Raw genomic sequence first — 21,644 nt, 5'->3', positions numbered from 1 at the left:
GGAGCGCTTAAAAGCCATGAAGGGAATTATTCTTGCTGGGGGAAGCGGAACACGCTTGTACCCATTGACAAAGGCAACTTCAAAACAGTTGATGCCGATTTACGACAAACCAATGATTTACTATCCAATGTCAACTTTGATGTTGGCTGGAATCAAAGAGATCTTGATTATTTCAACACCACAAGATACACCTCGTTTCGAAGAACTATTTGGGGACGGCCATGACTTGGGGATCCACATTGAGTATGCTGTTCAAGAAAGTCCTGATGGTTTAGCACAAGCTTTTATCATTGGCGAAGAGTTTATTGGCGAAGACAGTGTCTGCTTAGTTTTAGGCGACAATATTTACTACGGTGGCGGCCTATCTAAAATGTTGCAACGCGCTGCAGCAAAAGAAAGTGGCGCAACTGTGTTCGGGTATCATGTAAATGACCCTGAACGTTTTGGTGTGGTTGAATTTGACGAGAACATGAATGCTTTGTCCATTGAGGAAAAACCAGCTCAACCAAAATCAAACTATGCGGTTACAGGTCTTTATTTCTACGATAACGATGTCATCTCAATTGCAAAAGACATCAAACCATCTGAACGTGGAGAATTAGAAATCACGGATGTCAATAAAGCGTATTTAGAAAAAGGAAATTTATCTGTTGAATTGATGGGGCGCGGGTTTGCTTGGTTAGATACAGGCACTCATGAATCTCTGCTTGAAGCTTCAACTTTTATTGAAACAATTGAAAAACGTCAAAATTTAAAAGTAGCTTGTTTAGAAGAGATTGCTTATCGCATGGGCTATATTACGAAAGAACAATTGCTTGCATTAGCGCAACCATTGAAAAAAAATCAATACGGTCAATATTTATTAGCTTTGGCCGCTGAATAGGGAGTCTGACAACATGAAAGTAACTGATACAAAATTAACAGATGTCAAGATTATCGAAATGGATGTTTTTGGTGATCACCGTGGCTTTTTTACTGAGAGCTATTCAAAAGCAAAATTTGAAGAACATGGTTTGACTTACGACTTTGTTCAAGATAATCACTCTTTATCTGCTGAAGCCGGGGTATTACGAGGCTTACACTTCCAAAAAGGGGAATCTGCACAAACAAAATTGATTCGTGTAGTCACTGGAGCAGTTTTAGATGTAGTTGTCGATATTCGTAAAGGCAGTCCGACTTATGGTCAATGGGACGGATTTATTTTATCTGAACATAATCATCGTCAATTACTTGTTCCTAAAGGATATGCACACGGTTTTGTCACTTTGACACCAAATGTTAACTTCCTTTACAAATGTGATAACTATTATGATGCTGCTGCAGATGGCGGTATCGCTTTTGATGATCCTGATTTAGCTATTGAATGGCCAATTGACATCAGTAAAGCAATCATGTCAGAAAAAGATCACAATCATCCAACATTAAAAGAGTTTGAAGCAGAAAATCCATTCGTTTATGGCGAAATTTAAACTTTAAAGGAGAACCATTTTAATGAAAAATATCATTGTAACAGGTGGTGCCGGATTTATTGGTTCCAATTTTGTGCATTATGTTGTACAAAACCATCCGGAAGTCCATGTAACTGTTTTAGATAAACTAACTTATGCAGGAAATAAAGAAAATTTAGCGGGATTACCAAGTGATCGGGTAGAACTTGTGGTGGGTGATATTGCGGATGCACCATTAGTTGATCGTTTAGTTAAAGAAGCAGATGCAGTTGTGCATTATGCAGCTGAATCACATAACGATAATTCACTTAAAGATCCGTTTCCATTTGTTCAAACAAATATTATTGGTACGTATACCTTATTAGAAGCTTGTCGAAAATACGATGTACGTTATCACCATGTGTCAACAGATGAAGTTTATGGTGATTTACCATTAGTAGAAGACCTTCCAGGTCATGGTGAGGGTCCTGGAGAAAAGTTTACGGCTGAAACACCTTATAATCCCTCAAGTCCGTATTCTTCAACTAAAGCAGGTTCTGATTTATTAGTCAGAGCATGGGTACGCTCTTTCGGTTTACGCGCAACTATTTCTAACTGTTCAAATAACTATGGTCCTTATCAACATATCGAAAAATTTATTCCACGCCAAATCACAAATGTTTTAAGTGGCATTCGTCCTAAATTATACGGTGATGGAAAGAACGTTCGTGACTGGATTCATACAAATGATCATTCCTCTGCTGTGTGGTTGGTTTTGACAAAAGGTAGAATTGGTGAAACTTATTTGATTGGTGCCGATGGCGAAGAAGATAATAAAACAGTAATGGAACTGATTTTAGAGATGATGGGTCAACCAAAAGACGCCTATGATCATGTGAAAGACCGTGCAGGCCATGATTTACGTTATGCAATTGATTCAACAAAATTACGTGAAGAACTTGGCTGGAAGCCAGAATTTACGAATTTCCGTGATGGATTAGCTGATACAATCAAGTGGTATGAAGAACATGAAGATTGGTGGAAAAAAGAAAAAGAAGCCGTTGAAGCAGCATACGCCCAAAATGGTCAATAATAATTATTGATGAGATAAAAGTGTGAGGCAGGCGCTAGCCTGTCTCTTTTTTCAAACAAATTTAAAGGAGCGATAACAATGTTTTTATTAACTGGAGGAAATGGTCAATTAGGTACAGAATTGCGCCATCTACTAGATGAAAAAAATCTGCCTTATGTTTCGACAGATGCAAAGGAATTAGATATTACAGATGCAAAAGGAACAATGGAATATATCACTGAATTAAAACCTGACGTGATCTTTCATTGTGCAGCCTATACTGCAGTTGATAAAGCAGAAGATGAAGGCAAAGAATTAGATGAAAAAATCAATGTCGATGGTACAAGAAATGTTGCTCTCGCTGCCAAAGCTGTTCATGCGAAGCTTGTTTACATCAGTACGGATTATGTATTTGATGGAAAGAAAAAAGATGAAGAATATCAAGTCGACGATGAAACAAATCCATTAAATGAGTACGGTCGCACCAAACTTTTAGGTGAACAGGCTGTTCAAGAAATCTTGGAAGATTACTATATTATTCGGACTTCTTGGGTGTTCGGTATCTATGGACATAATTTTGTGTTTACCATGCAACGTCTTGCAGAGACACATGACCGTTTGACAATCGTTAACGATCAATTTGGTCGTCCAACGTGGACACGTACATTAGCTGAATTCATGGTGTATGTTATCAATGAGAAAGCACCTTATGGTATCTATCAGCTATCAAATGAAAATAGCTGTTCTTGGTATGAGTTTGCAAAAGAAATTTTAAAAGATTCTGATGTAAAAGTGGCTCCAGTTACATCAGCGGAATTCCCACAAAAAGCCGTACGGCCACAGTATGCTGTGATGAGTTTAGAAAAAGCAGAAAGTTTAGGTTTTTCTATTCCAACTTGGCAAGAAGCTTTGGCGCAGATGCTACTTGCTGCTGAAAACGCAAAAGGATAATTTATTTCTGCCATTTGAGAAACAAAAGAGAAATTGGGGAATTTTATGGAAAAACAAACACGAAGTGCACGACATGGTAATCATAAAACAAGTCGTGCACCTCAAACAATTTTTGACTCATTACTTCGGCTCCGCTATTTGTTTGGCTTACTGGCAATCATCATAGTCGTCACACTTAATTTAAATGGTAGCTCAATTGGCATGTGGGATAAATACGTTTCGCAACGAGATGATGGAAAAGAAACGGATATTTTGTTTGGTAAAGATCGTGAAGTTCGTTCAGATGAATGGCTGGTACAGACACCATTTTATCTTTCGCAAGCAGAAAATGATTATCCCGTAGTTAATGAAGATTACTCTTTAAATGGTCAAAATATGATTATTGCTTATAATTCACCGGTGAAAGATATCACGGTTATCGGTAAACCATTTAACTGGGGATTTTTCTTCTTAGGACGTGATCGAGGTCTATCCTGGTATTGGGGAATGAAAATCGTCGGTATGCTCTTGCTATCTTTTGAATTACTGATGATCGTCACTAAAAAAAGAAAGGGATTATCATTGATTGGTTCGCTTGCGCTAACTTTTGCTCCGGCTGTTCAATGGTGGTTCATGCAACATGTGGGAGATCTTATTTTCTTCACAATTGGTCTGATGGTGGCTTTTTATCACTACTTCTATCAACATGATCGCAAAGGGCTACGAGCCCTGATGATGTTGCTGGTGGTTATTTTTGGCTTAGGATTTATTTTAGTCATTTACCCAGCGCATCAAGTAATGTTAGGCTATTTGCTCGTCTTTTATTTTGTTGGTTTACTGATTCATTTCAGGAAAAAAGTAGTTTGGGATCTGTTGGATGCTGTATTGATTATCGGGGCGATTGCGATCATCGGCGGAATCATGGTTCATTTTTGGCTCATTTCGAAGGACGCTTTGATGGCTTCACTAGAAACCCTGTATCCAGGAAAACGAATCAGTACAGGTGGAAATTTCACCTTTGGCAAGTTCTTTTACTTTTTGACTAACTGGAAGATTCCATTTAAAGACATTACGTTTTCAAATAATTCAGAAGTGGCCTTTTTCTATCACTTCTTCCCAACAGTTCTTTTAGCTAGTCCATTTGTATTGTTTGGTAAGAAAAATAGTGAGCAGAAATTATTAGGGCGAATATTGATGGTTTTTTGTTTATTCGCGATTTTTTGGATTACGATTGGCTTGCCGAAAGAATTAGCTGAAATTACGCTTCTTTCTTATGTTCCAGCATCACGGGCATTTACGACGTTTGGTTTTGCAGCTTGTTTGTTAACCATTTGGTTCATTGCTTATGTTTGGCGAGAAGATGTTATTCCAACTTGGTATAAAGTTGTTTTATTAGTTGTTAACGCTGGAACGTTTGCTGTGGCAATTCTCACTTCTAGAATGATCAATTATTTTTCAGAGATTGAAATTGCAGGAATCGTTGTACTAGGTACATTGTTGCTAGGATTTGCTTTGTTTCATCAAAGACAATTATTTTACGTTTCATTCACGGCATTAATTGTAGCTTCTGGCTTTTTTGTCAATCCGATTGTTGAAGGAACAGGGGCTATTTTTGAAAAAACCTTAGCGAAAGAAATTCAAAAAATCAATAACGAAAATCCAGATCAATTATGGCTATCTGAAGATGAACTATACAATTTTACGCCAACACTAGGAGTAAAATCATTCAATACGGTTCGCTTTTATCCAGATATGAAAGCATGGGAAATCATTGATCCAGACGGAACCTATGAAAAATATTATAATCGTTATGCCCATACTCGCGCATTTATCGCGAAGGAAGACACAACGTTTATTCTTGATCGGCCAGATATGTTCTCTGTGACGTTGAACTTTGCTGATGCCGAAAAATTTGGCATACGTTATGTCGTGAGCAAGCGACCTTTAGCAGACTACAATGAATTAAACCAGGCTCAATTTACTCAATTATATGGTCCGGACAAGGATGGCTATCGAATATTCGAAGTAGACTATCCGATGAATGGACAAGTCATTAGTCAGCAATAACAAGGTTATGCAATTAAAGAAAAGAGATAAGCTAGTACAGGAGAGTGGGGAAATGCAAAGAATCTTGCGAAAAATGATCAATGAGATGAGTGTTGCTTGGCTTCTCCTATTAGTAGGCTCATTGTATTTCATATGGACCGTTGGACTAAGCAACAACACTGCACTATTTTTATATGAAAATAGTTCGCAATTAATTTTGGGCGGCATAGCCGTTTTGTTTTTATTAAATGTTTACAAAGCAAGAGGAACTGATTTTCTCTTTATAGGGATAGGATTTTTCTTCTTTTTCTTCTTTTCATATTTCAGAGACGCACGAGGTGCTTCGTTTTACACAGATATGATGATACCGTTGATTATTGCTTTTGTATTGTCGCTAAAATGGATTGAATTTGGGAAAATAGATCGAGCTGTTTTCTTATTGTTCTTCTCGCTTGTTTTAGCAGTGACTGTTTATCGTGTTTTTACAGAAATTCCGGTTCGGGAAGGGCAAAATATTTGGTCACCAGGGAATAAGCTTTCTGACATTTGGATCAATACCAACACGATAGGTGCATCAGTGATGACGCTCGCTTTCTTGATTAGTGGTTTTGCTAGCTCATTTGAAAAATGGTACATTCGCTTGCTAAGTGTGCCAGCGGTCGTTGCGGCGTTCGCCACGATTTGGGTTTGTCAATCAAGAGGTGCATTAGTTGCATTGCTTGTTTTTGTTCTTTTGGACTTGATGCCTAAGTCGTTTATGCGAGTGACTCGCGCGCCCTTTATCATTTATACGGTGACCGCAGTAGCTGCATTGCCACTTTCATATTTTGCAGCAGCTTCAAAAGAAGTGAATCTTTTTACCGGAAGAGAAGAAATCTGGGCCGAATTTTATCAAACTTTGGCTACTAAAACGCAGCAAGTGTTAGTAGGAATGAAGCCTTTTTTCTACACGAAACGAGCAAATCAAATTTTGGGTAACCATAATAGTTATAATTCTTTCTTAAACCTTTATGGCGTGATTGGATTAGCCATCGTAGTTACTTTGTTACTGATCTTTATTGGCCGAAGAACTCTAAAAGGTGATTTAGCAAATGGACAATTAACCTTTATCTGGGCTTTCTTTGGTATAATGACACAATCTTTTATGGAAGATACGTTGACCTCCTTTGCTTGGCTTCCGATTATTTATCTTTTACTAGGAATGAGCGTGCATCGTTTTGACCAGCCAACAGAAATTCAGCAAGTACCAGATGAATTGGAAACAGCAGATGAAGCAGTGGAACATCCGGAAGAGAATCATAATGAATATTCACGGATGAACAAGTATCATCATTAATAAAGTAATCAAAGAGAGGTTGAAACAGTTTTGTTTCAACCTCTCTTTTTTATAAAAATAATTATGTGTCAGAAATAGAGTAATACCTCGCTTTATTGCAATTAGAAACTATCTTTTGTAGAATAGTAACGTTCGAGTATTTGTTACTTAATAGAAAATTAAGAAATAAATAATATCGCAGTCAGCTAGTAAAAATATGGTAAAATGGCAGTTGATTGTAATTAACAGAAATCGCTTGGAGGAACACAAATGTTTAAAGATCTGTTTTTATTTATGAAAGATATCTATCAGAACAGAAAATTATTGATTCAGTTTTCATTAAATGACTTTAAATCACGTTATGCTGGTTCTTTTTTAGGCATCATGTGGGCATTTATCAACCCGATATTTACTGTGTTGATCTACTGGTTAGTCTTTGGCTTCGGCTTGAAAGCTGCAATGACTGATGGTAAGTATCCATTCATTGTTTATCTGATTACGGGGATGGTTCCCTGGTTCTTCTTCTCAGATGCATTCACCTCAACGACGTTAGTCTTTCGAGAGTACACGTATTTAGTCAAGAAGGTCGTTTTCAACATTCGTATCTTACCAAGTACGAAAATTTTATCTAATTTATACACACATCTCTTTTTTATCGTGATTGGTTTAGTTGTGACGATTGGACATGGAATCTTTCCAACTGTGATGACACTACAACTGATTTACTATCTGTTTTGTATGTGTGCATTTTTAACAGGTATCACTTGGTTGACAGCATCTATCCAACCGTTTTTACCAGATATCGTACAATTCATTACGATTTTGTTGCAATTGATTATGTGGACATTACCAATTCTTTGGAGTCCAAGTCAATTTAACCCGACAATTGTTCAAATTTTGAAATTAAACCCACTTTATTATATCGTTCAAGGATATCGTGAATCTTTCTTGAGCCAAGCCTGGTTCTTTGAACACGGCATGTATACTTTATACTTTTGGGTAGTTACATTAGCATTCTTTGTGGTTGGTTCAGCTGTGTTCCGTAGATTGAAACCACATTTTTCAGATGTACTGTAAGGAGAATAGAAATGACAGAATATGCGATTAAATTAGAAAACATCACCAAATCATATAATATGTACGCAAAGCCGAGTGATCGTTTTCGTGAGGCACTGAATCCTTTCAAAAAATCTTATCACGATGTCTTTTATGCATTGAAAAACGTTAATATTGAAATAAAAAAAGGCGAGATGATTGGCTTTGTTGGTGAAAATGGTTCAGGTAAATCGACGATGCTCAAAATCATTACCGGTGTTTTGACACCTTCCGCTGGTACAATGGAAATCGATGGGAAAATTTCTGCACTGCTTGAGCTAGGCTCTGGATTTAACCCGGAATATTCTGGCTATGAAAATATCTTTTTAAATGGGATGGTCTTGGGTTTTTCTCGAGAAGAAATTGAAGGTATGGTTGATGATATTATTGATTTTGCTGATATTGGGGATCATATTTATCAACCAGTAAAAACTTATTCAAGTGGGATGTTTGTCCGTTTAGCATTTGCGGTAGCAATCAATGTTAATCCTGATATTTTGATCGTTGATGAAGCCTTAGCAGTTGGCGACTTAGAGTTTCAATTGAAATGTATGGAAAAATTTACTGAAATCAAGAATTCTGGAAAAACAATCTTATTCGTTTCCCACGATATTAGCTCAATTCGCCGTTTTTGTGATCGTAGTTATTGGTTGAAAAACGGTGAGGTCGTAGAGTATGGGGACACGATGGACGTTACGACAAATTATGAAAACTTCTTAAAGAAAAAATCAGTAAAAACAGTTGATCGTAACAAGAGTCAAGTTGAACGTCACGCCGCACCAGATATCGTTGATGTACTTAGTGCCGAGTTACTTGATAAAGAGAAGAAACCAGTGGATATGATTGAACAAGGTGAGACACTCTTTGTGAAAGTTACCTATAATGTAAAAGATGATTCAATTAAGAAACCAGTTTTGGGGATTGCGTTACGAACAGTCGATAATTTTTATGTTTGTGGTCTGAACACCTTATTGGATGATATAACGATTCCTTGGAAAAAAGGTAAAAATGTTTTTTATCTTGAATATGAAAAGCTGGGTTTATTAGCTGGCGAATATTATTTTGATGTGGCAGTTTTTGAAGAAAATGCTACAGTTCCGTTAGTTTATAAGACTAAATATATGAACTTATTTGTTAGCGGCTCGTACATTGGCGAAGGTATTGTCATCTTGGATCACAAATGGGAAGAAGGTAGTCAAAAAGATGAAATATGATTTTGAAATGGACTTAGATGAGCAAAGTAGTGTGGGAAAGATTGCAGCTCAAATTAAGCCAGGCAGCAAAGTATTAGAATTTGGCCCAGGAAATGGCCGATTGACAAAACATTTGATTGGTGCGAAGCAATGTGAAGTTAGCATTGTTGAACTCGATAAAGAACTATTTGATTTCGTGAGTGAATTTGCTCAGGATGGCTTCTATGGGGACATTGAAAGCTTTGAATGGGCTAATCATTTTGAAGGCCAAGCATTTGATTATATTTTGTTTGCAGATGTCTTGGAGCATTTGGTTGATCCAGGTGCAACTTTAAAAAAAGTCAGTGAATTTTTGAGTGAAAATGGAGAAATTTTAATAACGTTTCCTAACTTAGCACATAATTCAGTAATGATCGATTTGTTTAATAATCAACTTCCATGGACTTCTTATGGTTTGCTAGATGAAACACATAATTCATTCTATACGCATGATGGTTTTCAGAAAGTGTTTGAAAAAGCTGACTTGATGATCAACATCGAAGACTATCTATACTTGGCGGTAGAGGACACTGAACTTTCTTCTCGCTATGAAGATTTACCAGAAGCGGTTCGCTATGATTTCAAAATGCGTCCATTCGGAGAAGTTTATCAATACTTCTTTTCGCTGAAAAAACAGGCAATCCCTGAAATTGCACAGCCACAAAATTCAAATTACGTGAAAGTCTTTGACTTGATCCAACAAACGGCTGAAGGAGAAACTAGTCAACAGATTCCCGTTAATAACTACACCGGTGAAAATCAACGTTTGACATTCCCAATTCCTGAAAATGTTGAAACGGTGCTATTCCATTTTGAAAAACAGCCCAGTTTTATTGAATTCACTGCTGAAATTGTTGGAGAAAAAATTGATTTTATTCGTTCAAATGCCGCATTAAAAACTGATACGGATTGCTATCTGTTTGATGGCAAAAGCATACCAGAATTGGCAGTAAAAAATGTTGCTGGACAGGAATTAACGGTAAATATCCACTATCGTTTTATTGGAGAGCTTACCCAAACTTTCTCAGAAGTGTTGGAAACCGTTCAACCAATGATGGCTGTTCAACAAGAATTAGCAGGGAAAATAGCCGATTTAGAAAAGGATAATTATCAAATCAGAGAAGAAAACGCTAAGCTTGATCGTTACTTGCAAACTACGACCACACGTTATTGTTCACTTTTAGATAACGATGAATGGACAATTAAATCAAAAAAAATACGACGAACAAAAGAAACACAAAAAAAAGTTCAAGCAAAAGAGTTAGCGTTATGTATTGATGAAAAACATTGGGATGAAGAAACGAAAGTTTTAACAATTACTGGTTGGGGAATTTCACAAGTAGATCGAAATGCATTATCTTATCATTTATCTGTCGATCAATCACCGTTTTTCGATGCTAAACCGATTTATCGCAAAGAAGTGAATGAGGCTGAAAACCTTGCAGAAAATGTTTCTGCCGGGTTTGAATTACAGATTCTTTGTGAACAAGAACGTACATTTTTAATTGAAGTAACAGCAGAAAATGGTCAGACTTGGATTATTGAAATGTAATTCATTGGACCTACTTGATAAAGGAGTAACTGGACAGTGACAAAGAAAGAAATAGCTGTATTTATTGATACGATTACTCGGGAACGAGCTACTGGAGACTTGCTTATTGTTGGTTGGGCAATTGATGAAGTAACCAAAGAAATCCCCACAGTCACAGTAGAAAAGAACCAAGTTTCGATTGAGACAACCCCTGTAGTACGTTTAGACATCAATCATTTATATGAACTCGATGTCAAAACACAAAGTGGATTTAAAATTCGACTTTCTGGAAAATTAAAAGGAAAAGCTATTTTAGATTTTCAAACAACTGCTCACCAAAATGGAATCGCAGTGAAGTTAAATGGTCATTATCCTTTTGATGATGGATTTGAGACCTCTTGGCAAAAACAAAAACGTTTGTTGAAAAAAGGTGTTAATTACGCAAGAACACATGGCTTAAAAAAAGCTGTTCGTCGCGTTAAGCTAGAATTAAAACCTGGTTCAGTTGATTATGCTGAATGGATTACTCGTCACGAAAAAGTAGATTTAGCAACACAACGCAAAGCTGCTACTGACTTAGAATATCGTCCGTTGATTTCGATTGCTATGCCTGTTTATAATGTTGAAATCAAGTGGTTGGAAAAATGTATTGATTCCGTCCTAGGACAAACTTATGAGAACTGGGAACTATGTATTAGTGATGACGCTTCAACAGATCCGGCTATTCGTAAATGTCTGGAAGCTTATCAAGCAAAAGACGAGCGAATAAAAGTCATCTTTCGACAAGAAAATGGCCACATCAGCCTAGCCACTAATTCTGCTTTAGAATTAGCATCTGGTGAGTTTTTAGCTTTGTTGGATAATGATGATGAATTGCCACCTTCAGCGCTTTACGAAGTAGCCAAGGTGTTAAATGAACGACCTGAGCTTGATCTGATCTATAGTGATGAAGATAAAATCGATTCTGATGGGAATCGTTTTGATCCTCATTTTAAAGCCGATTGGTCACCAGATACACTGATGGGAAACAATTACATCTCTCATCTGGGCGTTTATCGCACAAGTATCGTGAAAGAATTAGGCGGCTTTCGTAAAGGTTATGAAGGCTCACAAGATTATGATCTTGTTTTACGTGTGACAGAAAAAATCCCAGCAGATCACATTTATCATATTGACAAAGTTCTTTATCATTGGCGAACAATCCCAGGTTCTACAGCAAGCAATGGCGAAGCAAAAAGTTATATTTATGATTCTGGTGTAAAGGCTCTAACTGACGCACTGAATCGTCGTGGGATCAAAGGACACGTGCGCCCAGGAAGAATCTCAGGCTTTTATGAAATCACGTATGACGTAATTGAAGAAGACTTAGTGAGCGTAATTATCCCAACTAAAAATGGTTATGAAGATTTAAAAGTCTGTGTTGACTCCATCATTGAGAAAACAACGTATCCCAACTATGAAATTATTATTGCAGATAATGGAAGTACGGATCCAAAAATGCAAGAATTATTTGCAAGTTATAAAGAACGTTTAAACGATCGTTTCATCGTTGAATTAATTGATATTCCTTTTAATTACTCACGAATTAATAATCTGGCGGCTGAAAAAGCCAGTGGGAAGTATTTTTTGTTTTTGAATAATGATACTGAAGTTATTGCACCAGACTGGATGACGACAATGGTTTCTTACGCACAATTTGATCGAATTGGCTGTGTTGGAGCTAAATTGTATTATCCAGATGAAACAACACAACATGCTGGTGTCCTCGTTGGTATTGGTGGTGTGGCAGGTCATGCGTTAAATAATTATGATAAAACACACTGCGGCTATTTTGGTCGATTGGTGATTGATGTTGATTATCTAGCAGTGACGGCAGCTTGTATGATGGTTAAAGCGACTGATTTTCGTGCTGTTTCAGGATTTGATGAAACGTTAGAAGTTGCGTTTAACGATGTCGATCTATGCTTGAAAGTCTATGAATTAGGACGTAATAATGTGTATGCACATCAAGTAGAACTTTATCATTTTGAATCGAAATCAAGAGGTTATGAAGATACACCAGAAAAACAAAAACGGTTTGCTGGTGAGATCAAAAAAATGCAAGACAAATGGCCAACTTACATTGCTCATGACCCTTTTTATAATGATAATTTGACTAAAGAAGGTATTGGTGATTTTTCTTTAAGACCAGATTAAATCAAAAGCGATCAAAGTATTGAAATGGGATACTTTGGTCGCTTTTTGTTATTTATCATGTCTATAAAAATAAAAGCGTTGAATATAGATTTTAGAAATAAAAAAAAGAATATAAACTAGTATACTTTATTGTATAGAATATTTTAATTTCCTTTACATTTTGGTTACTCGCTAGGCTTTTAAGCCTTGCTATGGTAAGATGATAAAGGCATTATTCTGAGGTTAGGAGTGTATATATGAATAAAAATGGGGAGTGGAGCGCCGCTCGCAGAATATTTATTATTTTGATGGATGTTATTGTTTATAACGTTGCAATTTATTTAAGCTTTTTGCTGAAGTTTCAAGGAGAAATACCGATGCGTAACTTTGAAACCTTTGAAAATTCAGCAGTTTTTATTTCGATTATCTTTATTGTTCTTAATATTTTATTAGGGGCCTATGTTTTTTATAATCGAATGATCAGCGACATTATTTTTGTAACAGTTATTGGTCAAGTATTGATGACTTTTGGGATTATGATTGTCACTTTTGCCGGACGCTGGTTTGCCTTTCCACGTTTAGTTATCTTGCTTTCCTTTATAATCGGAACGATTTTAATCAGCATGTATCGTATTTTTGTTTATAAGCTTTATCTAAAATTCAGCAATGATAAAAAGGTGATTATTGTTGGCTTAGAAAAAGATGTTGCACCAGCTATTCAAAATTTTCAATCAAAGAAAAATAATAAACATAAAGTAGAAGCAGTTATTGTAGATCATTTCTATGAACATACGAAGCAACTGATTGATGAAATTGATATTGTGTACTTGGCTTCCGAAATTGACGAACAAGAAAAGATTAAAATCTACCAATTAGTTACTAAAAAAGAGAAAAAATTATTTTTAAATACAACATTTGAAAATTTGATCATGATCAATCCAAATATCATGAATTTTGAAGATGAAAGTATTATTGAATCGTCTGGTTTTAGAATCCCTCCAGAAGATGAATTATTCAAACGGTTATTTGATATTGTAGTTTCACTGGTTTTATTGATTCTAGCGTCACCATTTATGTTATTAACAGCGATTTTAGTAAAAGTAACTTCACCAGGGCCTGTTATCTATAAACAAGTGCGTATCACAAAAAATCAAAAAGAATTCTCGATTTATAAGTTCCGTTCAATGAGTGCAACAGCTGAATCAAAATCAGGTCCAGTGCTTGCGAAAAGCAATGACGCACGTGTAACTCCAGTTGGTAAATTCATTCGTGCCGTAAGATTTGATGAATTACCACAAATCTTTAATGTTTTAAAAGGGGACATGTCAATTGTGGGCCCACGTCCAGAACGACCATTCTTTGTTGATCAATTCAATGAAGAAAATCCTTATTATTATTTACGCCATAACGTTCGTGCCGGTATCACTGGTTATGCGCAAGTGTATGGTAAATATGTTTCTGATTACAATAGTAAGTTACGATTTGATTTGTTATATATCAAAAAGTACTCGTTATTATTGGATTTGAAAATCTTATTGCAAACAATTAAAATCTTATTCGATAAAATGTCTTCTCAAGGTGTGGATGAAGAAGCTGTTTGTTCTTTAGCAGAACTTCATTTTCCAGAAGATAAGATTTATGGATAAATACTAATCGTTTAAATCAATAGTGTATCTTGACTTTTTAAGATACACAAAAGATAAGTGGGGAAAAAATTGGAAGAAAATAAAATTAGCATGCTTCTTTCTTTGTATGATAAAGAAAAAACAGAATATCTGGATGAAGCATTAACAAGTATTTTTGAACAGACAGTTATGCCAGATGAGATTGTTTTGGTATATGATGGACCAATTAATTCTGATTTGGAAGCAGTTGTACAGAAATTTCAACAAGTAAATCCTGATATATTCACGCTTGTGAAATTCGAAAAAAATCAGGGGTTGGGTATTGCTCTAGCTAAAGGTCTATTGCATACAAAATATCGGTTAGTGGCTCGAATGGATACCGATGATATCATGACGCCAGAGCGTTTGCAAAAACAATTAGCTATTTTTGAAACTGATCCGGAAGTCGCAATTGTTGGGAGTAATATCGAAGAATTTGTTGATTCGACAGATCAAATTATTGGTCGTCGTTTAGTCCCAGAAACAAATCAAGAGATTTGTGCATTCTCTAAGAAAAGAAATCCCTTTAATCACATGACTGTGATGTTTGATAAAGAAGCAATATTAGCTGTTGGAAATTACCGTCCTTTAAAAGGATTTGAAGATTATTATTTGTGGGTTAGATTATTGAAAGCTGGTTATCGAGGCTACAATATTCAAGAACCGTTAGTTCATGCCCGCGCAGGAGCAGATATGTATGCTCGACGTGGCGGCCTAAATTATTTGTTACCTGGAATTAAAGGTCGTTACCATATTTGGCGCGAAGGACTAGGTTCTGCAGCGGACTTTTTATTTGTTACTAGTGGACATGTAGTGATTAGTTTATTGCCTAATAAATTGCGTGGTAAATTCTATGAAAAACAGTTGAGAAATTAAAAATCAACGAATATTTAATTTTATTTTTTAGATAAAACTGGAGGTTTTTTTTTGTATAGCACAGACGCTAAAATGGCAAAGGTTCAAAAGATTACTTTAACTATGGCACAAAAAATTGTTGATTTTTGCGAAGAAAATCAAATATTATGCTATTTTTGTGGTGGGGGAGTAATCGGGGCAATTAGAGAAGGTGGCTTTATTCCTTGGGATGATGATTTAGATTTTTTTATGCCAAGAACCGATTATGAGCGTTTTTATAAGTTATGGTCCCAATCTCAGAACAATCAAACTCTTCCGGCACAAAAAGCTTCAGCAATTTATAATGATCATAATTCATTTATGACCATTAGAGATGAAGAGACAACGTTTATAAAAACGTATCAAAAAGATTTGAATATTGTTCATGGTATCACTATCGATATCTTTCCGTTGGATGTTGCACCAGATTCTAAAATTAGCCGAAAAGTTCAAAAATTATGGGCGCTTGTATATGCTCTATTTTGCTCACAAGTAGTGCCAGAAAATCATGGTGGTATATTAGCTTTTGGTAGTAATTTACTACTGAATACGTTTAAGTCTGATAGTATTCGTTATAAAATTTGGTCATTTGCGGAAAAACAGATGACTAAATATAATCAAAAGCCAACAGACAACGTGACTGAGCTATGCGTCGGACCAAAGTATATGGGAAACATTTATTGTGCTAAGGATTTTTCTGAGGCTATTTGGGTTCCTTTTGAAGATACTAAAATGCCGATACCTGTGGGCTATGATAATTATTTGCGTGCTGCTTTTGGGGACTATATGAAACGTCCGTCTTTAGAAAATCAAAAAACGATCCATGATTCAATTTACATTGATCCTGATCGTTCGTACAAAAACTATCAAGGAAAATATTATTTAACTAAAGGAGTAAGTAGCAGATGATTACAGCGATTATTATTGCCGGTGGCGTTGGTAAACGAATGGGACAAGATATTCCAAAACAGTTTATCAGTATTGATGGAAAGCCAATTATTATTTACACACTTGAATCATTTCAGAAGCATCCACAAATCGATCGTATTTTAGTGGTTTGTAAGTCGGGATGGGAAGAAACGATGTGGGCTTATATTAAAGAATTTAATATAAGTAAAGTTCAATGGGTAATAACAGGTGGTTCAAAAGGACAAGAATCAATCAATAATGGTGTGCAGTTCTTGAAAGATCATTCTGATGAAGAGGATACAATCATTATTCACGATGGTATCCGTCCGCTGGTTGATGAACTTGTCTTATCTGATGTCATCGTGAAATGTAAGGAATATGGAAATGGCGTGACTTCACTACCATATAATGAACAAATTTTTATTAAAAAAACCGAGGATACAACGGTTGAATATGTGGACCGTAATACGTTACGAAGAGTATCAACTCCACAAGCCTATCAATATGGTAAACTGTTAGCCGCTTATAATCGTGCAGTAGAAGAAAATATTGGAATGTCTGATTCCTCATACACAAATACAATGATGGTTGATCTTGGTGAAACATTGTACTTTGCAGCTGGTTCTGATAAAAATATCAAGCTAACAACAACAGATGACTTGGAGCTGTTTAAGGCTTATTTAAAAATGAAGGATTAGGAGAGAATATGATGACTTTAGTTGAACAGCCTATGTATCAAGTTGATTTGACCAAGGTAGTTGACAATTTACCTGAATTGAAAAAACTGGATGGTCAATCAATTTTAATGATTGGCGCTTCTGGAATGATTGGCTCATTTTTAATTGATACTTTGATGTTGGCAAACCAGCAATTAGGATTGAAAATCAAAGTATTTGCAATGGGAAGAAATCGTAAAAAACTTGAGACTCGCTTTTCGATGTATCTTGATTCATCAATTTTTGAGATTGTGGAAGGTGACGTAACAGAACCTTTACCAGAAGATCTTTTGGTTGATTATATGATTCATGGGGCAAGTAATACGCATCCGAAAGCATACGCAACAGATCCAATTGGGACAATCATGACGAATTTGGCTGGAACTGATCAGGTGCTAAAGCATGCAGCAGCGACCAATGTTAAAAGAACGCTATTTTTATCGACGGTTGAAATTTATGGTGAAAATCGTGGAGACGTTGAAAAATTTAATGAAGAATACTGTGGTTATATTGATTGCAACACGTTACGCGCTGGCTATCCAGAAGGAAAAAGAGTAAGCGAGTCACTTTGCCAAGCATATATTACAAAATACGACTTAGACATTGTTATCCCACGTTTATGTCGAACATTTGGTCCAACTATGCTGGCTTCTGACACAAAAGCGTCTTCTCAATTCATTCTAAATGCAGTGAATCATGAAGATATTGTGTTAAAAAGTGAAGGAAACCAATATTTTTCTTATGTATATGTAGCGGATGCAGTTTCTGCAATTTTATATTTACTATTACATGGTGAAAGTGGTCAAGCTTATAATGTTTCAAATGAGCAATTTGATTTGTATTTGAAAGACTTAGCAAAAAAAATAGCAGATATCAGTGGTAAAACAGTTATTTTTGAACTACCAGACGAAGTTGAAAGCAAAGGCTTTTCGAAAGCAAATACAGCTATTTTGGATAATACGAAAATAAAAAAAGTGGGCTGGATGCCCTTATTTGATTTAGAAGAGTCATTAGAACATACCGTGAAAATTATTCAGGAAGTGAAGTAGATGCATAAAATAAGCGTGATTGTCCCGGTTTACAATGTGGAAGATTATCTAGAAAGTTGCTTAGATTCAATCTCCAATCAAACATATTCTAATCTTGAAATTATTGTTGTAGATGATGGATCGCCAGATAACAGTGGACAAATTGCTGACGAATACAAGAAAAAAGATAACCGAGTACAAGTTATCCATCAAGAAAATGGTGGATTGAGTGTAGCTAGGAATTCTGGATTAGAACAAGCAACAGGAGATTTTGTCTGCTTTATTGACAGTGATGATTGGATTGAACCAGATTATTTAGAGCTTCTGTATACCGGTATTCAAAGTTTTAATGCAGAAATATCAGTAGTAAAATTGAAAAAGATAAATGATTTAAAACAACTTAAAGAATTGACGCCAACTAAGAAAGATTGGTTGGTATTCGATAAACATGAGGCGATGAAATCATTATTCACCAATAATGATATCGGTTATTCTGCCAATAATAAATTGTTCAAGATGAATTTATTTTCTGATTTAAGATTCCCTGTGGGAAAATTAATGGAAGATAAAGCAACCACGTACCTTTTAATTGATAAGTCAAATCGGATTGCTTTGAATTCATCTGAAAAATATCATTATTTCCAAAGTCCAAAAAGTATATTACGAGGTAGTTTTAATCCTAGAAAATTTGATACTTTTGATATCCATGAAGATATTATTATATTTATTGACAAATTCTATCCAGAAGTGTCATTGAATGTTCGATCAAGATATGTCTATACAGCTGTAAGAATGATGATGTCTATGATTGAAAACAATTATTCAAATCAAAAAGATTATGATCGATCAATGGAGATTTTATCTCGCTTTGAACAAGAAGCTCAAGCAGATCCAGACTTTTCATCGAAGTTGAAAAAACTAATGAAATTTTTATTGAAACATCCCAGTCTCCCATATCATCTTTCCAAAAGTAAAATGACCGCTAGTGTCTTGAATAGAATAGAATCTATGAGGTAATTGTAAATATGAATAAGATAAAAAAATTATTTTCTAGATATGTTTTTCCAGCAATTTTTAAAGTGCTCCCTTTAAAAGAAGATCGGATTGTTTTTTCTAGCTTCGGTGGTCGAAATTACTCTGGAAATCCACGTGTGATTTCTGAAACAATAGGTAATCAAAATTTGAATTACAAATGCATATGGCTCTTGAAAAAGGAAGTTCAGGTAAATGATTTGCCAAATAACGTGAAGAGAGTAGATACGGATTCTTTACTAAGCACGTATTATTTGTATACATCTAAATTCTGGATTGATGATAGTCGAAAAACGATTGTATATGGAAAACGTAAAAAACAGATTTATTTTCAAACATGGCATGGTACACCATTGAAAAAAATTGAATTTGATGCAGAAAGTAAATTATCAAGTCATTATTTGAAGTATGCCAAAAAAGATAGTGAATCAATCACGTATCTTTTATCGGGGAATCGCTATAGTTCAGAAAAATATTTATCTGCTTTTCGCGTTTCAAAAAATCAGTTACTGGAAATTGGTACGCCAAGAAATGATAAGCTTGTTTCAGAAGCAAATGTGCTAAAATCTGATTATTTAGATAAGAATGAAATTACAATATTGTTTGCTCCAACATTCAGAAATAATATGGAAGATAATGGGATTTCTCAGTTGAAAAAACTGGAAATCAACGTACTGAAAGAATTTTTTGCGCTTCGAAATCAAAAACTTAATTTTATGACGAAGTTTCATCCCAATGTAAATCAATATTTAGCTAATGACAAAAAAAGTAGAGAGTATATGAAGAAACATGAGGTGGAACTTGTGGATGATGGTATTCCGCTAGAACATTTATTTGAAAACGTAGATGTCCTAATTACTGATTACTCTTCTATTTTTTTTGATTATGCTTTATTAAAAAAACCGCTTATTTTGTTTAATTATGATGAAGAATCTTACAGTAAGGAACGTGGTTTTTACATTGAACTAAGTTCACTACCTGTACCTGTTGCTCAAAATGGAAAGATGTTGATTCAAATTTTTGAAGAACAAGCACAAGATTTGTTGAATAGTTCTGAACGTTTATTGAACTATGTTGGTAATTTTGAGGACGGAACCAGTACAGAAAAAGTAATCGAATTAATGAAGAAGGCAAGTAAATGAAAAAAACGCTAAAAGATATTATTTATAATGCAATTTACCAGGTTTTTTTGATTGTATTACCGTTAATTACAATTCCAATCCTTAGTCGTAGAATCGGAGCAGATGGGCTAGGTGTTTATGGTTATGTATTTTCAATCGCTCAATTTTTAATGACTGTCATTGCCGTAGGAATGAATCCTTTTCGTATTCGAAATATTGCAAAAGCGCGAGACGATAAAAAAGAGCTCTCAATGCAGTTTTGGAATATTTATTTCATGCAACTTTTAATTGGACTAGGTGCCTCGATTGTTTATATCATGTATATTTATCTGTTTGATATCCAATACAAAAATTTATACTTCATTCAACTGATATTTATTTTGGGTCTGACATTGGATATCTCGTGGTTTTTTCAAGGAATTGAGGAATTTGCAAAAGTTGTAATAAGAAATACGTTAATCAAGATTTCTTCAGTTTTTTTAATTGTCTTATTTGTGACCACTAAAGATGATTTGTGGATGTATGTTTTTATTACATCCATTACCAACTTTTTAGGAAGTTTAGTTTTTTGGCTAAATATCAAAGGTAAAGTATACAGTCCTAAATTTAATTCAGATCTTTTTAGAAAATTGTGGAAACCTGCGTTTATTATTTTAGTACCGCAATTGTTTATGCAGGTATATACGACATTAGATAAAACAGTTGTTGGTTATTTTGTTAATCCTACTGAATTATCTTATTACGATCAGTCGCAAAAGATAGCTAGAATTATATTGGCAGTTCTTTCTTCAATTACGATTGTTATGCTTCCAAAAATATCAAAAGCACAAGCAAATGGTGATAAACGTAATATTTTAATCTACACAAAAAAATCATTTGATTATACATTTATTATTGCGATGATTTTATTCAGCGTTGTTTTTGTCAATACGAAAGAGTTTGTTCCATGGTTCTTTGGTGAAAAGTTTGAGCCAATGGTAATCAACATGCTACTTTCATGCTTACTCATTATATTTAGCCCAATTGGAGGAGTATTTGCTAATCAATTTACGATTGCAATTGAAAAAGATAAAGAATTTGCTTATCCAATGATTATTGGAGCTTTGATTAGTATAGTTGGTAACATTTTATTAGTGCCTCAATATGGTGCGCTAGGGGCAACGATAGTGCTTGTAATTGTAGAATTTTTTGTCTGCTTCTTCAGGATTTTCTTTATTAGAGATGAAATTCAGGTTGGTTATTTCTTTGATAAACGAATCAATTCATTCTTCGTCATGGGTATGGCTTTATCGTTGCTGTTTTACTATTTTGTTCCTACAATATTAAACTCTAGCTTCTTAGATATGGCACTAAAATCTATCATTATTGTGCTAGTGTATCTACCAATTACTTATTTTAATTTTCCACATCTAAAAGAAGAAATTAGTAGAATGTTCAAATAAATAAAACTCCTTCAT

General features: G+C 35.0%; 18 protein-coding genes. All 18 read left to right on the top strand.

The window, feature by feature from the left end; translation table 11 throughout:
- Positions 1–16 precede the first annotated feature (16 nt).
- The 18 genes from rfbA (at position 17) to JZO71_RS11675 (ending at position 21,629) form a co-directional block, all read left to right on the top strand.
- Positions 17–883, top strand: a complete 867-nt coding sequence (gene rfbA / locus JZO71_RS11760; protein ID WP_206899880.1) for a glucose-1-phosphate thymidylyltransferase RfbA — start codon at positions 17–19, stop codon at positions 881–883.
- A 13-nt stretch (positions 884–896) separates the two neighbouring features.
- Entirely contained in the window at positions 897–1,469 is a 573-nt protein-coding gene (gene rfbC / locus JZO71_RS11755; RefSeq protein ID WP_206899878.1) for a dTDP-4-dehydrorhamnose 3,5-epimerase, read from the top strand.
- A 22-nt stretch (positions 1,470–1,491) separates the two neighbouring features.
- The gene (rfbB, locus tag JZO71_RS11750) at positions 1,492–2,520 is read left to right on the top strand and encodes a dTDP-glucose 4,6-dehydratase (protein ID WP_206899876.1); all 1,029 of its coding nucleotides are present in this window, start codon (positions 1,492–1,494) and stop codon (positions 2,518–2,520) included.
- 78 nt (positions 2,521–2,598) lie between these two features.
- Positions 2,599–3,450 carry a dTDP-4-dehydrorhamnose reductase gene (gene rfbD / locus JZO71_RS11745; protein ID WP_206899874.1) on the top strand — a complete coding sequence of 284 codons (852 nt, stop codon included), beginning with the start codon at positions 2,599–2,601 and terminating at the stop codon, positions 3,448–3,450.
- Between the two features lie 45 nt (positions 3,451–3,495).
- On the top strand, positions 3,496–5,496 hold the full coding sequence (locus JZO71_RS11740) for a DUF7657 domain-containing protein (protein WP_206899871.1): 2,001 nt from the start codon (positions 3,496–3,498) through the stop codon (positions 5,494–5,496).
- A gap of 52 nt (positions 5,497–5,548) precedes the next feature.
- Positions 5,549–6,811 carry an EpaQ family protein gene (locus JZO71_RS11735; RefSeq protein ID WP_206899869.1) on the top strand — a complete coding sequence of 421 codons (1,263 nt, stop codon included), beginning with the start codon at positions 5,549–5,551 and terminating at the stop codon, positions 6,809–6,811.
- 249 nt (positions 6,812–7,060) lie between these two features.
- On the top strand, positions 7,061–7,867 hold the full coding sequence (locus JZO71_RS11730) for an ABC transporter permease (protein ID WP_206899868.1): 807 nt from the start codon (positions 7,061–7,063) through the stop codon (positions 7,865–7,867).
- A gap of 11 nt (positions 7,868–7,878) precedes the next feature.
- The gene (locus tag JZO71_RS11725; protein WP_206899865.1) at positions 7,879–9,099 is read left to right on the top strand and encodes an ABC transporter ATP-binding protein; all 1,221 of its coding nucleotides are present in this window, start codon (positions 7,879–7,881) and stop codon (positions 9,097–9,099) included.
- Complete coding sequence (locus JZO71_RS11720) at positions 9,089–10,669, top strand: class I SAM-dependent methyltransferase (protein WP_206899863.1); 1,581 nt, start codon at positions 9,089–9,091, stop codon at positions 10,667–10,669. The genes JZO71_RS11725 and JZO71_RS11720 overlap by 11 nt, the downstream gene beginning before the upstream one ends.
- 36 nt (positions 10,670–10,705) lie before the next feature.
- Positions 10,706–12,844: a glycosyltransferase gene (locus JZO71_RS11715; RefSeq protein WP_206899861.1), complete on the top strand. Its 2,139-nt coding sequence runs from the start codon at positions 10,706–10,708 to the stop codon at positions 12,842–12,844.
- Positions 12,845–13,080: 236 nt separating this feature from the next.
- The gene (locus JZO71_RS11710; RefSeq protein ID WP_206899859.1) at positions 13,081–14,469 is read left to right on the top strand and encodes a sugar transferase; all 1,389 of its coding nucleotides are present in this window, start codon (positions 13,081–13,083) and stop codon (positions 14,467–14,469) included.
- Between the two features lie 90 nt (positions 14,470–14,559).
- A complete protein-coding gene (locus JZO71_RS11705; protein ID WP_206899896.1) occupies positions 14,560–15,363 on the top strand; it encodes a glycosyltransferase in 804 nt (267 codons plus the stop codon).
- Between the two features lie 72 nt (positions 15,364–15,435).
- Positions 15,436–16,290 carry a LicD family protein gene (locus JZO71_RS11700; RefSeq protein ID WP_206899894.1) on the top strand — a complete coding sequence of 285 codons (855 nt, stop codon included), beginning with the start codon at positions 15,436–15,438 and terminating at the stop codon, positions 16,288–16,290.
- Entirely contained in the window at positions 16,287–16,988 is a 702-nt protein-coding gene (locus JZO71_RS11695) for an IspD/TarI family cytidylyltransferase (RefSeq protein ID WP_206899857.1), read from the top strand. Before JZO71_RS11700 ends, JZO71_RS11695 begins: the two co-directional genes overlap by 4 nt.
- A gap of 8 nt (positions 16,989–16,996) precedes the next feature.
- Positions 16,997–18,055 (top strand): NAD-dependent epimerase/dehydratase family protein, encoded by a 1,059-nt coding sequence (locus tag JZO71_RS11690; RefSeq protein WP_206899856.1) that lies wholly within the window; start codon positions 16,997–16,999, stop codon positions 18,053–18,055.
- Complete coding sequence (locus JZO71_RS11685; protein ID WP_206899854.1) at positions 18,056–19,051, top strand: glycosyltransferase family 2 protein; 996 nt, start codon at positions 18,056–18,058, stop codon at positions 19,049–19,051.
- 8 nt (positions 19,052–19,059) lie between these two features.
- Positions 19,060–20,208: a CDP-glycerol glycerophosphotransferase family protein gene (locus tag JZO71_RS11680; RefSeq protein WP_206899852.1), complete on the top strand. Its 1,149-nt coding sequence runs from the start codon at positions 19,060–19,062 to the stop codon at positions 20,206–20,208.
- Positions 20,205–21,629 (top strand): oligosaccharide flippase family protein, encoded by a 1,425-nt coding sequence (locus JZO71_RS11675; protein ID WP_206899850.1) that lies wholly within the window; start codon positions 20,205–20,207, stop codon positions 21,627–21,629. Before JZO71_RS11680 ends, JZO71_RS11675 begins: the two co-directional genes overlap by 4 nt.
- The last annotated feature ends 15 nt before the right edge of the window (positions 21,630–21,644 follow it).

It is taken from the genome of Candidatus Enterococcus courvalinii, assembly GCF_017315945.1.
GTDB lineage: Bacteria > Bacillota > Bacilli > Lactobacillales > Enterococcaceae > Enterococcus_B > Enterococcus_B courvalinii.
The sequence above is the reverse complement of the archived record's forward strand: the minus strand, read 5'-3'. Positions and strand labels throughout refer to the sequence as shown.

Excerpts from the sequence above, each read along its gene's own strand:
- rfbD (WP_206899874.1), top strand. The coding sequence starts at position 2,599 with ATGTTTTTATTAACTGGAGGAAATGGTCAATTAGGTACAGAATTGCGC.
- JZO71_RS11710 (WP_206899859.1), top strand. The coding sequence starts at position 13,081 with ATGAATAAAAATGGGGAGTGGAGCGCCGCTCGCAGAATATTTATTATT.
- JZO71_RS11720 (WP_206899863.1), top strand. The coding sequence starts at position 9,089 with ATGAAATATGATTTTGAAATGGACTTAGATGAGCAAAGTAGTGTGGGA.
- rfbC (WP_206899878.1), top strand. The coding sequence starts at position 897 with ATGAAAGTAACTGATACAAAATTAACAGATGTCAAGATTATCGAAATG.
- rfbB (WP_206899876.1), top strand. The coding sequence starts at position 1,492 with ATGAAAAATATCATTGTAACAGGTGGTGCCGGATTTATTGGTTCCAAT.
- JZO71_RS11725 (WP_206899865.1), top strand. The coding sequence starts at position 7,879 with ATGACAGAATATGCGATTAAATTAGAAAACATCACCAAATCATATAAT.
- JZO71_RS11735 (WP_206899869.1), top strand. The coding sequence starts at position 5,549 with ATGCAAAGAATCTTGCGAAAAATGATCAATGAGATGAGTGTTGCTTGG.
- JZO71_RS11680 (WP_206899852.1), top strand. The coding sequence starts at position 19,060 with ATGAATAAGATAAAAAAATTATTTTCTAGATATGTTTTTCCAGCAATT.
- JZO71_RS11700 (WP_206899894.1), top strand. The coding sequence starts at position 15,436 with ATGGCAAAGGTTCAAAAGATTACTTTAACTATGGCACAAAAAATTGTT.
- JZO71_RS11730 (WP_206899868.1), top strand. The coding sequence starts at position 7,061 with ATGTTTAAAGATCTGTTTTTATTTATGAAAGATATCTATCAGAACAGA.
- JZO71_RS11685 (WP_206899854.1), top strand. The coding sequence starts at position 18,056 with ATGCATAAAATAAGCGTGATTGTCCCGGTTTACAATGTGGAAGATTAT.
- JZO71_RS11695 (WP_206899857.1), top strand. The coding sequence starts at position 16,287 with ATGATTACAGCGATTATTATTGCCGGTGGCGTTGGTAAACGAATGGGA.
- JZO71_RS11705 (WP_206899896.1), top strand. The coding sequence starts at position 14,560 with ATGCTTCTTTCTTTGTATGATAAAGAAAAAACAGAATATCTGGATGAA.
- JZO71_RS11740 (WP_206899871.1), top strand. The coding sequence starts at position 3,496 with ATGGAAAAACAAACACGAAGTGCACGACATGGTAATCATAAAACAAGT.
- JZO71_RS11675 (WP_206899850.1), top strand. The coding sequence starts at position 20,205 with ATGAAAAAAACGCTAAAAGATATTATTTATAATGCAATTTACCAGGTT.
- rfbA (WP_206899880.1), top strand. The coding sequence starts at position 17 with ATGAAGGGAATTATTCTTGCTGGGGGAAGCGGAACACGCTTGTACCCA.
- JZO71_RS11690 (WP_206899856.1), top strand. The coding sequence starts at position 16,997 with ATGATGACTTTAGTTGAACAGCCTATGTATCAAGTTGATTTGACCAAG.